The following is a 13879-nucleotide window of genomic DNA, read 5'->3' as shown; positions in this document are numbered from 1 at the left end:
AGCGCATCGACGCTTTTTGCGAAAAGCGCCGGGCCATCGCTTCGCTGCGGGCAATGCCCATGACGTCGGTCCCCGAAGCGGCCGGCATCGCGCAATCCATCCGCCAGCCGGCCTCGGCCGGTGGAGAAGCCTTCAGAACAGCCTTCCAGCGGGTCGCCGTCTTTCTCGGCCGGCCCGGGTCTGATGTCGTCCTCTTTTCCGGCGTGCCCTTCGACGAAGCGTCCCCGTCCTTCGAGGACGTGCAGCGCCTGAGCGACAGGATCGGCCTCGACGTACGCAGCTTCGGCTGGCGCGACCTTGCCGCCGGCAATTTCGATCTTCCCGCCGTCGTCCTCCTCAACGACGGCTCCGCCGTCACGCTGCTTGAGCTCCATGGCGGCGGCTCGTCCTATATCGAGGCGATGCGCAGCCAGTTGCAGGGCCGCCTGCCGGCCAGGGACGATATCCGGATGGTGCTCGCCTTCAGCGCCGTCAGCGCGGACACGATGAAGTCCGCCGTCGAGGGCATGGACGGCGCCATCGTCCGCCAGCACTGGCTGGTGAGCGCGCTCGTGCCGTTCTGGCGCTCCTATGCGCAGGTCGCGGTCGCGGCGCTCTTCATCAACCTGCTGGCGCTGACCTCGCCGCTCTTCACCATGAACGTCTACGACCGCATCCTGCCGAACGACGCCAAGGCGACGCTCTGGGTGCTGGCGCTCGGCGTCTCGGGCGCCGTGGTCTTCGACCTCGTGCTGAAGACCGCGCGCGCCGCGCTGATCGACTATGCCGGCCGGCGCGCCGACCTCAAGCTGTCCTACCTGCTCTTCGAAAAGGTCCTCAACGCGAGCATGTCGTCGCGGCCGATGCAGACCGGCGAATATGCCAGCCGCATCACGCAGTACGAGTTCGTCCGCGAGTTCTTCACCTCCAACACGATCAGCGTGCTCATCGACACGGTCTTCGTCTTCGTCTTCCTGATCGTCATCTACCTCGTGGCGGGCTGGATCGTCATCGTTCCGACCTGCGCCTTCCTTCTGGCGCTGACGATCGGCCTCATCGCGCAGCACCGGATCGGCCGGCGGGTCGCGGCGGCGACGAACGAATCGTCCATGAAGCAATCGCTGCTGGTCGAGACGATCTCGACCATCGAGACGGTCAAGTCGCTGAAGGCCGAGCGCCATCTCCTGCGCAAGTGGCACGAGCTCTCCAAGAAGGCGGCCCTCACCTCGGAGGAGATCAAGCAGCTTTCCGCCTCGGCGGCCAACTGGACGCAGTTCGTTTCCCAGCTCGTTTCCGTGGTCATCATTCTTGCCGGCGCCTATGCGTTCTCGCAGGGCAAGATGTCGTCGGGCGCCATCATCGCGGCGGTCATGCTGTCCGGCCGCGCGGTCGCGCCGATGGGGCAGATCGCCATGACGCTCGCGCGCCTGCGCCAGGCGCTCCTGTCGCTGCGCATCCTCAATTCCATCATGTCGATGCCCGAGGACCTGCCGAGCGCCACCGGCTTCGTCAACCGCGATATCGACCGCGGCGGCTTCGCCTTCCACCAGGTGGATTTCGTCTATCCGGGGTCGGACCAGAAGGTGCTGAGCGGGCTGTCGTTCTCCGTCCAGCCGGGCGAGCGCGTCGGGGTCATCGGCCGCATCGGTTCGGGCAAGACGACCATCGGGCGCCTTCTCGGCGCGCTCTATCCGCCGACCGCCGGCAGCCTGATGATCGACGGCATCGACATCCGCCAGTATCACCCCGCCGTGGTGCGCACGGCGGTCGCCGTGGCCTCGCAGGCCGCCGACCTCTTCTCCGGCTCCGTGAAGGAAAACCTCCTCATGGGCAATCCGGAGGCGAGCGACGCGGAGATCATCGAGGTGGCGCGCCGCACGGGCGTCGACGAATTCGTCTCGCGCCATCCCCGCGGCTACGACATGCCGGTCGGCGAGCGCGGCGGCAACCTTTCCGGCGGCCAGCGGCAGGCCGTGGCCATCGCCCGGCTGCTTCTTGCCCGGCCGAAGATCATCTTCCTCGACGAGCCTTCCGGCGCGATGGACCTCGCCTCGGAGCGCCGGCTGATCAACAACCTCGCCACCGCCTTCGGCCCGGAAACGACCATCGTCATCTCCACCCACCGATACAGCATGCTCGAACTCGTCGACCGCCTGATCGTCCTCGATGCCGGCCGCGTCATCGCGGACGGGCCCAAGGCCGCGGTCATCGAGGAGCTGCAGAAGAAAGCGGGGCGCCCCGCATGACGACGGACGCCCCTCCCCTCTGGGCTCGCATGAGCCTCGTTTCGGTCGCCCTGCTGATCGTGAGCTTCGTCGTCTGGGCGGCATTCACCGAGGTGGACGAGATCGCGCGCGGACAGGGCAAGGTCGTGCCGGTCTCCCGCACCCAGCTCATCCAGGCGAGCGAGGCGAGCGTGGTGCAGGAAATCGCGGTCAAGCTCGGCCAGATCGTCAAGAAGGGCGACCTTCTCGTGCGGCTCGACGACACCGCGACGACCTCCACGCTCGGCGAGCTGGAGGCGCGCGCCCGGGCGCTGCGCGTGCAGATCGCCCGCCTGGAAGTGGAGCAGGCCGGCGACATGACCTCGCCGATGACCTGCCCGCAGGAGGTCGCCAAGACGAGCCCGGAAATCTGCGAGAACGAGGCCCAGCTTCTCAAGGCGCGGCGCGATGCCTTCCAGAACAAGCTTTCGGTGCTGCAGGAACGCCACCTGCAGCGGCGCAAGGAACTCGACGAGGCGCTGGTGAGCATTCGCCGGCTTGAGGAGAACGTCGCCCTCTCGCAGAAGGAGGCCGGCCTTCTGGAGCCGCTCGTCCAGCGCAAGCTCGCCCCGCAGACCGATCTTCTGCGCGTGCAGAAGGAGCTGACCGACGCCACCGGCCAGCTCAAGCTGCTGCAGGAATCGCTCGACCGCCTTCGCGCCGCCATCAAGGAAGCCTCTCTCCAGGTCGACGAACTGATGCTCACCTTCCAGCAGGAGGCGCTGGCGGAGAAGACCAAGGCGCTCGCCGACCTTTCCGTCGTCACGGAAACCGTGCGCGGGGCGTCCGACCGGGTGCAGCGCACCGACCTGCGCTCGCCGGTGGACGGCGTCGTCAACCGGCTGGAGATCACCACGATCGGCGGCTACGTGCAGCCCGGCACGGTCGTCGCCGAGGTGGTGCCGACCTCCGACACGCTGCTCGTGGAAGCGCGCATATCGCCCAACGATATCGCCTTCATCCGCGTCGGGCAGCCGGCGCTGGTGAAGGTCACCGCCTTCGACTTCTCCATCTACGGGGGCCTGCAGGGCGAGGTGTCCAACGTTTCCGCCGATTCCATGTTCGACGAGAAGTCCAACGAGACCTATTATCTCGCGCAGGTGAAGACGGACAAATCCGAGATCTTCCGCAACGGCAAGTCCCATGCCATCATTCCCGGCATGGTGGCCTCGGTCGACATCATGACCGGCCGCAAGACGATCCTGCAATATCTCCTGAAGCCGATCAACAAGGCGCGCACCGAGGCCATGCGGGAACGGTAGCCATGGAGCGTCCTTCCGACACGGCGGGAGACCGCCCGCCGACGCGGGATACGGATCTCGTCTTCCGCGTCGTGGAGGTTGACGGCGTTCGCCGCGGCATCCGCCTCGAAGCGGTCTACTGGCAGGTGCTGAAGGAGATCGCCGACGCCCGGCAGAAGAAGATCGGCGCGCTGGTCGGCGTCCTTCTCGCGGATGCGCCGCAATCGGCCAACGCGACATCGCTCCTGCGGGTCCATTGCCTGCGCTGGGCGCTCGACAAACTGGCCGCCGAGCGCAGGATCACCGATCCCTCCGGCATCGCCAACCTCGTGCGGGCTTCGCCCGGTCCGGCATTCGCCCTCGGGCCGGACAGGCAGCTCGTCGCCTACAACCAGGCTTTCCTCGGCTATATCCAGGCCCGGTTCCCGACTGCGGAAACGGAGCCGGTCAACCGCGACCTCCGCCTTGCGCTCGACGTGCAACTGAGCGCTCTCGCCGCCATCCTGAAGGAGAGCGGCAACCGGCCGCTGGGCGTGGGCTTTACGGTCGGGTTCGGCGGCCGGCGCATGCGCGGGCAGCTCAATGCCCTGCTGGCGCCGGCCTCGGACCGGACCATCATCCTCTGCTACGTCCTGCCCTGAGCGGGCAGGGCCGACGCCCCGTCAGAACGAGACGGGGATGCCCTCGCCCGGCTGCACCGCATCGAGCGAAGCGGGGCGCTTCTGCATGGCGTATTCCGAGCCGCGCTTGTAACCGTGCACCCAGGCCCGCTCGGTTCCGAGCGAATAGAGCGCCTGGTATTCCGGCAGTTGCCGGTCGGTCAGGACCGCATCGCGCATGTTGTCGAGCACGTAGTTGCGGCCATCGACCGAGACGGTGAGGACGGCGTGGTAGAAATTGCGCCGCGATTCCCGCAGCACGACCAGCGTCATGTCGTCGGCCTCGACGCCCGCCTGACGCAGGGCGGCGAGCTTGAGGATCGCATAGTCCTCGCAGTCGCCGCGGCCGGAAGCGAGGATTTCCGTCGGCATGGCCCAGTAGTCGAACTTGCCGTGCACGTCGATGTCCTTGCCGTAGCGGACCATCCGGTTCACCGCGACGTTGACCGCCTCGATCCTGCGCAGGAGCGGCTGGTCCGCCGAAGCGTCGATCGTCTCGCGCAGCATCTTCGAGCGGATCCGGCAGGTGACCTGCTCGCCGCAGTCTTCCTGCGAAAGGCCGGCGGCGGCCTGTTCGATCTGCTTCCAGCGCGAGAGAGCCCCCGGCTTGAAGGGGAAGGCGACGGAGCCGAAGAGGCCGGTCGTCACGGTGCTCGTCGTCGTCATGTCGAGGCCGAGGTCGAGATCGTTCGCCGCGCCAAGGTTCGCGCTCATCTCGACGCCTGCCGGGATCGCGGGGAGCGGGACATCGGCGCTCATGTCGCCATTGGCGACGCTGTCGGCGAAGAGAAAGCCGCCGAGCACGATGCCGCTTACCGCTGCGATGTAATGCCGTCCTGCCGAAAATGCCTGTTTCTTTGCCATCGGTCTGCTCTCCAAGGTTGAGAACAAACTACCCGACCGAATTATATATCCCGCTAAAATACACGGTGAACGTGCGCTTTATTTCGAAATGCAACTTGACTAAAATTCTACGCGATGGCGCAACGGACGGTTAACCAAGAAGATGTGCCGGAACGGGTCAGGCCGCCGTTCCGGCTTCAAGGCGCGCGCCGTCAAAGCGGTCGAGCATGGCGAGGATCGTGCCGGTATCCGGCATGAGGCAGGCGGCCGTCGCCAGGGCGTCGGCGATTGCCGCCGAGGGGGCGGAGATGGAAATCGCCCGCCATTTCGCGGGCGCCGGCATTCCCGTCGCAGGATCGATGATATGGCCGTCATGTCCGGCCTGGTCGAAGGTCGTGCCGAGCGGGGCGGAGGTGGCAAGCGCGCGCTGGCGCAGCGCCACGCGCTCGCCGGTCTCCAGCCGCACCGGCCAGTCGCCGCCCCGCGGCTCACCACCGAGGGCGCGGAACTCGCCGGTGTCGATCAGGATATCGGTGAGGCCCTCGGCCTCCAGCAGCGTGGCGACCCTGTCGGCGACATAGCCCTGGCCGATCCCGTTGAGGGTGAGCGCCATGCCGGGCCGGAGGGTGACTGCGCCGGCGTCGAGCGCCACCTTCTGCCAGCCGGTCTTTTTCAGCACGGCCTTGACGGCCTTTTCCGACGGCCGCTCGCCGCGGACCGCCGCTTCCGCCCAGAGCGCCCAGAACGGCTGCACGGTCGGGTCGAACCGGCCGGCGCTTGCCGCATGCACCGCGCCGGCCAGCGACAGGCATTCGAGAAGCTCGAAGGGCGGTTCGGCAAGATGCCCTTCGGCGTTCAGCCGCGAGAGGGTGCTATTCGGGCGATAGAGGCTGAGGATGTTTTCCAGCCGGTCGATCTCGGCCATGACGCGGGCGGCGATGGCCGCGCCGTCCGGGTGGTCGATGCGGATCGAGGCGCGCGCGCCGAGCGCCTGCCCGGTCCACAGATGCGCGGTCCCCGTGCCGGCGCGGGCGGCGGCGGGCAGGACGGCGAGAGCGGCGGAAATCGCGATCAGGCGGCGGCGGGTCAGCATCATGGGATCAATCTCCGTCTTTTTGTGGCAGGGTGCGCAGGCGGTCGAGGTAGTCCTCGTCGCCCTCCTTCTGGTCGTCCGCGCCGGTCTCCACCGGCGTCAGCACCATGGCATCGGTGATCTCGGCGAGCGCCAGCACGCGGCCGCCCTCCGCACGGGCGAAGGCCTCGGCCTTTTCCCGGCTGGAGAAGGGCGCGGTCTCCGGCGCGCCCATGCCGCCGCGCCTGTCGGAGCCGACGACATAGAAGGCGGCGTCCGCGGCGATCCAGTTGCCCTTGCCGGGCTGGTCCCAGGTCGCCCCGGCCGCGCCCATGTCGTTGACATAGACGGCGAGGATCGGCGCGACCTGCTCGGGCCCGCGCATATAGGCGATGGCGTCGCGCACCTGGCTGAAGAACAGCGGTGCGGCATTGCCTTCGAGGAAGACCTGCGCCTTGGGGCCGGGATGCTCCAGGAGGTTCATCTGGCAATAGTGGCCGAGGGTTTCCGGCGTCATCTCCTGCGGCACGATATTCTGCGCCACATCCTCCTTGCAGGCGGACAGCAGCGCGAGGGCGGCAAGGAGCAGCACGGGGCGAAGGCGGCTTCTCATGGCGTCACCTTGCGGAAGGCGGCAACGGCGAGCGCGAGGGCGGCGAGCGGCCAGAGGAAGAGCGAGGCGGCCGATTGCCAGAGCGGGATCGCCCCGGCCGCCCCGCCGATGCCGCCGGCAGCCGCGACCGCCTCGGCAGCAGAGAGATTGAAGACGCGGAAGGCATCGGCCGGGTTGGCGAGGAGGGCGACGGGCAGCGCCCCGGTGGTGAAGGCCCCGCCGCCGTCGCTGACGATAAGCGCCAGCAGGGCGAGATCGTAGAGCACCACAGCGGCGAGCCAGAGAGCGATGGCAAGCCCCGCCGCGCCGGAGGGCCGGCGCGAGAGCGCCGAGAGCGCATAGCCCGCGCCGAGGAAGGTCGCCCCCAGCAGCACCGAGGACCAGATCAGCCGCCAGAGCGCGCCGAGCCCCTTGATCGCGGCCGGATCGGCCCATACCGCCACCAGCGCCGCCGCGCCGTAGCCGAGGCAGGCCGCAAGGCCGAGAATGGCGAGATGCGCGGCGAGCTTGCCGATGAGGATTTCGAGGCGCGAGACGGGATAGGTGAGCAGCAGCGGCAGCGTGCCGCGCTCCACCTCGCCCGCCACCGCATCGAAGCTCATCAGCAGCGCGAGCAGCGGCACGAGATAGACGGCAAGCGACGTCAGCGAGGCGACGGTCACCGAGAGCCGGTCGACGCCGACATCGCCGGTCGGGGCGGCGCCGGCGGCGGCAAGCACCAGCGCGAACAGCACCATCATGCCGGTGGCGATGGCGACCCAGCGGTTGCGGAAGGCGATACGGAATTCCGAGAGCGCGGTGGCGAGGATGCGGCTCGTCATTGCCCGTCCCTCCGGCTGAAATGGCTGTAGATGTCCTCGAGGCTCGGCGGGATCACGTCGATATCGGCGACCGCCGCGCCATGGGAGGCGATACGGGCAAGGAGCGGCAGCTTGTCCTTCTGCGCGCAGGAAAGGCGCAGGACCCCGTCCTCACCCAGGGCGGCTTCCGGAAAGGCCGCCGCCAGCACCGGAGCGTGGCCGGGCGCGGGGCGGACGGAGAAGGCGACCGGCAGCGCGGCGCGGGCGCGCAGGTCGGCAAGCGTGCCCTCGGCCACCAGCACGCCGCCGGACAGGATGAGGATGCTGTCGGTGCGCGCCTCGACTTCCGTCAGCACATGGGAGGAGAGGAGGATCGCCGTCCCCTCGGCGGCAAGGCCGTCGAGGAGATCGTAGAAATCGCGCCGGGAGACCGGGTCGAGGCCGGAGGTCGGCTCGTCGAGCACGAGGAGGCGCGGCTTGCCGATCAGCGTCTGGGCAAGGCCCACGCGCTGACGCATGCCCTTGGAATAGGTGCCGATCCGCCGCCGCGCGGCATGGGCAAGGCCGACGCGCGCAAGAAGGTCCATGGCCTGGCGCGGGCTCTCGCCGCGCAATGCCAGATAATAGCGAAGTTGCTCTTCGCCCGTCAGCGCCGGGTGGAAGGCGACGTTTTCCGGCAGGTAAGCAACCTCGACCCGCGCGGCGGGCGAGCCGGGGCGCAGGCCGCAAACGGAAACCTCGCCGCTGTCGAAGGGAATGAGGCCGAGGACGATCTTCATCATCGTCGACTTGCCCGCGCCGTTATGGCCGAGCAGGGCCGCGCGCTTTCCCGGCTCCAGCGCGAGCGAGACCGCCTTCAGCGCCTCCACCGCGCCGAAGCGCTTAGTGAGCCGCGAGATCGTCAGTGTCGGTGTCATCGTTATTTCCTTCGGCCCAGCGGCCGGCGGCCTCGGCTTCGTAGCCGAGGATTTCGGGCGGGACGGATATGGCAAGGGGGCGCATCAGCGGTGCGCTGTCGCGCACGCCGCCGGGGAGCGTGGCGGGAAAGTCCCGCTGGCTCCAGCGCACGAGCTGCACGGCGGGCGAGCCGATGAGGAGGCTTGCCGCCGGCTGCGACCAGAGGATCTGGTCCATCAGGTCGTTGGGGCGGTAGAAACTGTCGGCGATGCCGTCGCCGTTGAGGTCGAAGGCCGGGTGATCGGACCAGAAATTGCCCCTGCCCTCATGGCTCCATTCCATGTTGCGCGTGCCGACATATTTCACCTGTTCGCGGTTGGCGATGAAGGCGTTGCCGGTGAGCACGTTCTTCTCGGAGCCGGCGGTGAAATGGATGCCGATGCCGCAGCCCTCGAAGCGGTTGTTCCAGATGAGGTTCTTGTGGGCATTGTAGATGAAGAGGCATTTCTTTGTGCCGCCGCGCACGAGGTTGCCGGTGACGTTGGCATTGTTGGCATAGTTGAGCATCAGCCCGTGCTCGCGGTCGCCGAGGCTGAGATTGCCCCGGATCTTCGTGCGGTCGGAGAACATGATGGCGAAGCCGAGATGGTTGCCGACGGAGACATTGCCGGAAACCTCGGTATTGCGCGTGTACATGAAATGCACGGCGAAACGCAGGTCGCGCATCACGTTGCCGCGATAGATGCTGTTCGAGCTGGCATTGGAGAAGATGCCGTCGCGGCCGTAGCGGATGAGGTTACCTTCCAGCAGCGTGCCGGGGCTGTTCCACACATAGATGCCGTTGCCGCGCTCGTTCATGCGGGCGTCGCGCGTGCCGACGATCTCGTTTGCTATGACGGCGGCATCGCGCCCGCCGTGCACGTCGATGCCGTGCATGTTGCCGGTAACGAGCAGCTTTTCGATGCGGGCGCGGTCGGCGCCCTTGACGATCTTCACGCCGGCGTCGAGGTCCTCGTTGATGCGGCCGGAGCCGGTGACGGTGAAGCCGGAAAGCCGCACGTCCGGCGCGGCGATCGTCATCACGCTGCCCTTGCCGAGCCCGTCGACCACGGCCCCGCGCGGGCCGGTGATGGTGAGCGGCCGGTCGATGACGACGGGGCCGGCATAGGTCCCGCCGGATAGCGTCAGCACATCGCCGGGGGCGGCCGCGGCGATGGCGATAGCGAGGCTGCCCGCCCCGGGCGCGACCACACGCTCCGCCGCGGCAAGCGGCGAGGCGAGAAGAAGGCCGATGAGGAGGACGGGCAGGCGCATGGCTCAGGCGTCCTTCGGTTCCACGAACATGCGCCCGCGCATTTCCATGTGCAGGGCATGGCAGAACCACTGGCAATAGTACCAGTAAACGCCCGCATTGGCCGCGACGAAGGTGACGGAGCTCGTCATCTGCGGCCCGACCTCCATGGCCACGCCATGGTTGCCCATGGTGAAGCCGTGCGTCAGGTCGTCGATCTCGTCGAGGTTGGTGACGATCACCGTGACCTCGTCGCCTTCCTTCACCGTGAAGCTCTCCTGGCTGAAGCTCGGCGCGACGGAGGTCATGTAGACGCGCACCTTGTTGCCGTCGCGGATGACGGCGTCGGTCCACTCGTCGATGTTGACGCCGTCGGCCTCGGCCTGCTTGCGCGTCTCGGCCCAGTGCTTGTCCTGGCGATCCCAGACCGACTTGATGTTCGGCAGGATCGACGGCGCGACGGCGATGGCGTCGTGCGGCTCGGCGAAGGTCGGGCCGTCGTGCACCAGCTTCATCTTGTCGCCGGAAATGTCGATGAGCTGGTCGTTCTCCGGCTTCAGGGGGCCGACATTGAGGAAGCGGTCCTTGGAGAACTTGCACAGGCACACCAGCCAGTCGTTGGCCGCATCCAGCGTCTCGCCCATAACGATCTTCAGGTGGCCCGGCTGGTACTGGACGTCGAGCTTGTCCTTGATCGGATCGATCTTCTCGCCGGCATAGGCGCGGATGGCCTCCTCGATGTTCCACTTGACCACCTGGCTGTCGAGGAAGAGCGAGGTATAGGCGTTGCCCCGCCCGTCGAAGGCGGTGTGGAGCGGGCCGAGGCCGAGTTCCGGTTCGGCGACGACGGCGCTGCGCGGTTCGGCGTTCTCGTAGAAGATCGCGTCGAACTTCGTCACGTCGAGCACCGTGACCGTCGGCGAGAGCTTGCCGGCGACGCACAGGTGCTTCCTGTCCGGCGCCATGTTGCAGCCGTGCGGGTTGTTGGCGACGGGGATGTAGCGGGTGAAGAGGGACTTGGCCTCCTTGCGCCCGTCGAGCACCTTGACGCCGTTGATCTCCTCGTACTTCCCGGCGGCAATCGCCTTCTCGATCTCGGCGAGGTTGAAGACGACGACGTGGTCCATCTCGGACTTGGTCATCTCCTCCAGCGACATGCCCATTTCCGAGTTGTAGGAGGTCGAGAAGGCCCACTTGCCCTCGTAGTCGGCATCGCAGTTGTCGAGGTTGCCCGAGACCTGAACCTGCCAGGCGACTTCCCACTTGTCGGCATCGACCGCGGTGAAGATGTTCACGTAGGTCGACACGTCCGTCATGGTCGAGCCGTCGTTGACGAGCGGCGCTTCGTCCTCGCCGTTGCAGAAGACGTAGTTCGAGCGCGGCCACTTCTGCGGGCGCAGGCCGTGGATGCCCTTGGCGTTCGGGATCTCGAGGATTGCATCGGTCTTCATCACGTCGCAGCGCACGCGGGCGACGCGCGTGTTGGCCTTGTCGTTCATGAAGAGGTAGCGGCCGTCGTACTTGCCCTCGGTGAAGGACATGTGGACGTGGTGCAGGTCGCCGTTGTCGTGGATCTTCTTGCCGTTGGCGGCAAGCTGCTTCTTCGTCTTCTCCGACATCGTGCGCTGGTGGATGCGGATCGATTCATTGGTCTGGCCCCAGCCGGTGGCCGAGCAGCGGTTGAACACCGGCACGCGCATCAGCTCGCGCATCGAGGGGATGCCGAGAATGCGCATCTCGCCGCTCTGGCCGGAAGACCAGAAGCCGTAGTAGTCGTCGAGCTTGCCCGGTGCGACCGAGCCGTCGGCGCCGCTGGCGGCACGGGCCGGGGTGGCAAGGCCGGCGGCACCGAGGCCGAGGGCGGCAGGCCCCATCGTGCCGGCGAGAACGGCCGTGCCGGCGGTGGCGCTGAACAGCGCTCGGCGGCTCAGCCCCTTGTTTTCCTTCGATTCCATGGATGGCTCCTTGTGGTTAAACCTTGGCGGTTGGTTGTGGATGGGCCGGAGCGCCGCCGGGACTTGCCGCGAGCTTGGCGCGCGACTTCATCTTCTTGATCACGACGGGGCAGACGGTTTCGGACTGGTAGAGCACCTGGCAATGCAGGCAGTTGATGCATTCGTTCGGGTTGATCTCGCCGGTCTTGTGGATCGCCTGCACCGGACACTGGTTGGCGCAGGTCTGGCAGGGGTTCCCGCATTCGTGGTAGCGCTTCAGCCAGTCGAACATGCGGATGCGTGCCGGGATCGCCAGCGCCGCGCCGAGCGGGCAGAGGTAGCGGCAGTAGAACCGCTCGACGAAGAGCCCGGCGACCAGCAGCGCCACGGCATAGGCAACGAACGGCCAGGCGCGGATGAACTTCAGGATGATCGCCGTCTTGAAGGGCTCGATCTCGGCGAGGTGCTCGGCCTGCTCCACGCTGACCAGCGAGACGCCGAACAGGCCGAGGAAGACCATGTACTTGATCGGCCAGAGCCGCTCGTGCAAGCCCCAGGGCAGCGTCCATTGCGGGATATGCAGCTTGCGCGCGATCTGGTTCGTCAGCTCCTGCAGGGCGCCGAAGGGGCACAGCCAGCCGCAATAGGCGCCCCGCCCCCAGAAGAGCAGCGCGGCGGCGACGGCGAACCACAGGATGAAGGTCAGCGGATCGAGCAGGAAGGCCTGCCAGCTGAAGCCGTTCACCAGGCTGCCGAAGAGCGCCATCAGGTTGACGACGGAAAGCTGCGCATTGGCGTACCAGCCGAGGAAGACCAGCGTGACCGTGAGGAAGGCGATGCGGAAGATATAGAAGCCGCGTGCATTGCGGACGACATAGGTCTGGAAGAAGAACGCCCCCGTCAGCACCACCAGCATGGCGCCCAGCACCGCGATCTTCAGCCTGGAGTCCTGCCAGATGCGCTTCCAGAGTTCGGCCTGCGCGCTGCCCTCGGTGCGCTCGGTGGCGACGGCGACCTCCTTGGCCGGCGGGGCGACCGCGGTGAGGTATTTCTGCGGCAGCTGGTAGGCGAGGTCGAAGGTGTGGAAGACCTTCTCGATTGGCCCGACCTCGCGATGCGCAAGAAGCTGGATGCGGAAGGGCTTTGCCGGGTCGAAGCCGACATTGGCGGGAATGCGGAACAGGTCCGCCTCGGAGAAGTCCGGCGCGCCGGCAAGCGCGATGGCGCCGAGGCGGCGGTGATCGCGATCGCGGAAGCGCACGGAGACATCGTCCTGGATCAGCACGATGCGGTCGAAGATGCCGCCGCGCACATAGCCCGAGCCCTTGAAGGAATAGAGACCGCGGCCCATCACGGCGATGGCGTTCTCGCCCTCTTTCAGCCAGCCCTTGAGGTTCGCCTCCTCGGCCGGACCGAGCAGGGCCTTGCCGATGGCGGGAACGGAGACGAGCGCCGCCTGCATGTCGATGAAGGTCGCATCCGGCGCCTCGGTGAGCGCCCTGTCGCGGGCGCGCGCGTCCGGATGGTCGGCGAAGGCCTTGTTGACCTGCGCCACGTCGAGCGAGAGCCGGCGCAGCGTGCCGTCGCCCTCGGCCTCGATCCAGTCGGCGGGCGCGGCAGCGTCGGGATTGACCGTGAAGCGCGGGCCCTCCCCGTCCTTTTCCGGGGCGAGGCCGCCAAGGCCGAGCGCACGCGCGACCTTCAATCCCGAGCGGACGATGGAATCGTCGATCACCATCACCGTCACCGTCGCGCCGGAGATGATGTCCACCTCATGTGCCGTGCCACCGGATTTCGCCTCGGCGGCAAGGTCGAGGCCGGCATAGCCGGCGACCAGCGCCTTCACCTTGGCTTCGGGAATGCCGATGAGGACGATGGGCTCGGAGTGCTTGACGAGCCGCACGCCGATGATCTTGGCATCCTTGCCCACCGCCACGAGGGTGTGGATGGGCTTGCCGGAATAGCCCGTCGTGCCGACGAAATCGGAGGTGACGAAGACCCAGGCCACCGTCTCGCCGCCCTTCAGGACCGGCGCCACCGCGAGGTCCTCGCGGATCGGGCCGAAGCCCTCCGCGCCGGGGACGAAATCTGAGGCGACCGCGGACGGCAGGTAATCCTGCAATACGGTGCGCGCGCTGGCAGATACCGCGCAGCACAGGCTGGCGCAGAGCAGAAGGACGAAGCCGATGAATTTCATTCCAGGGTATTCCCGCAAGTCGTGGCGGGACATTGGAATGTTCGCGGCGGTCCGTCGTTGAGCTAAATCAATCCGGAGCGAAGGGGCAG

At 67.2% G+C, this 13879-nt stretch carries 11 protein-coding genes; 3 read left to right on the top strand and 8 right to left on the bottom strand.

Annotated elements, in window-relative coordinates; all coding sequences use genetic code 11:
• Positions 1–59 precede the first annotated feature (59 nt).
• Genes HNQ66_RS15320 through HNQ66_RS15310 form a run of 3 tightly spaced genes read left to right on the top strand, consistent with a single transcriptional unit; the run spans position 60 to position 4125 of the window.
• On the top strand, positions 60–2225 hold the full coding sequence (locus tag HNQ66_RS15320) for a type I secretion system permease/ATPase (protein WP_184145035.1): 2166 nt from the start codon (positions 60–62) through the stop codon (positions 2223–2225).
• A complete protein-coding gene (locus HNQ66_RS15315; protein ID WP_184145034.1) occupies positions 2222–3505 on the top strand; it encodes an HlyD family type I secretion periplasmic adaptor subunit in 1284 nt (427 codons plus the stop codon). Before HNQ66_RS15320 ends, HNQ66_RS15315 begins: the two co-directional genes overlap by 4 nt.
• A gap of 2 nt (positions 3506–3507) precedes the next feature.
• Positions 3508–4125, top strand: a complete 618-nt coding sequence (locus HNQ66_RS15310) for a ribbon-helix-helix domain-containing protein (RefSeq protein ID WP_184145033.1) — start codon at positions 3508–3510, stop codon at positions 4123–4125.
• Positions 4126–4146: 21 nt separating this feature from the next.
• Here the strand turns inward: HNQ66_RS15310 and HNQ66_RS15305 are convergent, their stop codons facing one another.
• The 8 genes from HNQ66_RS15305 to HNQ66_RS15270 all read right to left on the bottom strand — a co-directional run bounded on the left by HNQ66_RS15305 (position 4147) and on the right by HNQ66_RS15270 (position 13790).
• Positions 4147–5007 carry a transglutaminase-like cysteine peptidase gene (locus HNQ66_RS15305; RefSeq protein WP_184145032.1) on the bottom strand — a complete coding sequence of 287 codons (861 nt, stop codon included), beginning with the start codon at positions 5005–5007 and terminating at the stop codon, positions 4147–4149.
• 157 nt (positions 5008–5164) lie between these two features.
• Entirely contained in the window at positions 5165–6082 is a 918-nt protein-coding gene (locus HNQ66_RS15300; protein WP_184145031.1) for an FAD:protein FMN transferase, read from the bottom strand.
• Between the two features lie 4 nt (positions 6083–6086).
• Positions 6087–6671 carry a nitrous oxide reductase accessory protein NosL gene (locus HNQ66_RS15295; RefSeq protein WP_184145030.1) on the bottom strand — a complete coding sequence of 195 codons (585 nt, stop codon included), beginning with the start codon at positions 6669–6671 and terminating at the stop codon, positions 6087–6089.
• Positions 6668–7492 (bottom strand): ABC transporter permease, encoded by an 825-nt coding sequence (locus HNQ66_RS15290; protein ID WP_184145029.1) that lies wholly within the window; start codon positions 7490–7492, stop codon positions 6668–6670. The genes HNQ66_RS15295 and HNQ66_RS15290 overlap by 4 nt, the downstream gene beginning before the upstream one ends.
• Positions 7489–8388 carry an ABC transporter ATP-binding protein gene (locus HNQ66_RS15285; protein ID WP_184145028.1) on the bottom strand — a complete coding sequence of 300 codons (900 nt, stop codon included), beginning with the start codon at positions 8386–8388 and terminating at the stop codon, positions 7489–7491. The genes HNQ66_RS15290 and HNQ66_RS15285 overlap by 4 nt, the downstream gene beginning before the upstream one ends.
• Positions 8354–9682: a nitrous oxide reductase family maturation protein NosD gene (locus HNQ66_RS15280; RefSeq protein WP_184145027.1), complete on the bottom strand. Its 1329-nt coding sequence runs from the start codon at positions 9680–9682 to the stop codon at positions 8354–8356. The genes HNQ66_RS15285 and HNQ66_RS15280 overlap by 35 nt, the downstream gene beginning before the upstream one ends.
• 3 nt (positions 9683–9685) lie before the next feature.
• Positions 9686–11614 carry a TAT-dependent nitrous-oxide reductase gene (gene nosZ / locus HNQ66_RS15275; protein ID WP_184145026.1) on the bottom strand — a complete coding sequence of 643 codons (1929 nt, stop codon included), beginning with the start codon at positions 11612–11614 and terminating at the stop codon, positions 9686–9688.
• 16 nt (positions 11615–11630) lie between these two features.
• Positions 11631–13790: a NosR/NirI family protein gene (locus HNQ66_RS15270; RefSeq protein ID WP_184145025.1), complete on the bottom strand. Its 2160-nt coding sequence runs from the start codon at positions 13788–13790 to the stop codon at positions 11631–11633.
• Positions 13791–13879: the final 89 nt, after the last annotated feature.

Source organism: Shinella fusca (assembly GCF_014203155.1).
Classification (GTDB): Bacteria; Pseudomonadota; Alphaproteobacteria; order Rhizobiales; family Rhizobiaceae; genus Shinella; species Shinella fusca.
The sequence above is the reverse complement of the archived record's forward strand: the minus strand, read 5'-3'. Positions and strand labels throughout refer to the sequence as shown.

What these genes read in the sequence shown, in the direction of transcription:
- HNQ66_RS15320 (WP_184145035.1), top strand. Translation starts at nt 60, where the DNA reads ATGACGTCGGTCCCCGAAGCGGCCGGCATCGCGCAATCCATCCGCCAG.
- HNQ66_RS15315 (WP_184145034.1), top strand. Translation starts at nt 2,222, where the DNA reads ATGACGACGGACGCCCCTCCCCTCTGGGCTCGCATGAGCCTCGTTTCG.
- HNQ66_RS15310 (WP_184145033.1), top strand. Translation starts at nt 3,508, where the DNA reads ATGGAGCGTCCTTCCGACACGGCGGGAGACCGCCCGCCGACGCGGGAT.
- HNQ66_RS15305 (WP_184145032.1), bottom strand. Translation starts at nt 5,007, where the DNA reads ATGGCAAAGAAACAGGCATTTTCGGCAGGACGGCATTACATCGCAGCG.
- HNQ66_RS15300 (WP_184145031.1), bottom strand. Translation starts at nt 6,082, where the DNA reads ATGATGCTGACCCGCCGCCGCCTGATCGCGATTTCCGCCGCTCTCGCC.
- HNQ66_RS15295 (WP_184145030.1), bottom strand. Translation starts at nt 6,671, where the DNA reads ATGAGAAGCCGCCTTCGCCCCGTGCTGCTCCTTGCCGCCCTCGCGCTG.
- HNQ66_RS15290 (WP_184145029.1), bottom strand. Translation starts at nt 7,492, where the DNA reads ATGACGAGCCGCATCCTCGCCACCGCGCTCTCGGAATTCCGTATCGCC.
- HNQ66_RS15285 (WP_184145028.1), bottom strand. Translation starts at nt 8,388, where the DNA reads ATGACACCGACACTGACGATCTCGCGGCTCACTAAGCGCTTCGGCGCG.
- HNQ66_RS15280 (WP_184145027.1), bottom strand. Translation starts at nt 9,682, where the DNA reads ATGCGCCTGCCCGTCCTCCTCATCGGCCTTCTTCTCGCCTCGCCGCTT.
- nosZ (WP_184145026.1), bottom strand. Translation starts at nt 11,614, where the DNA reads ATGGAATCGAAGGAAAACAAGGGGCTGAGCCGCCGAGCGCTGTTCAGC.
- HNQ66_RS15270 (WP_184145025.1), bottom strand. Translation starts at nt 13,790, where the DNA reads ATGAAATTCATCGGCTTCGTCCTTCTGCTCTGCGCCAGCCTGTGCTGC.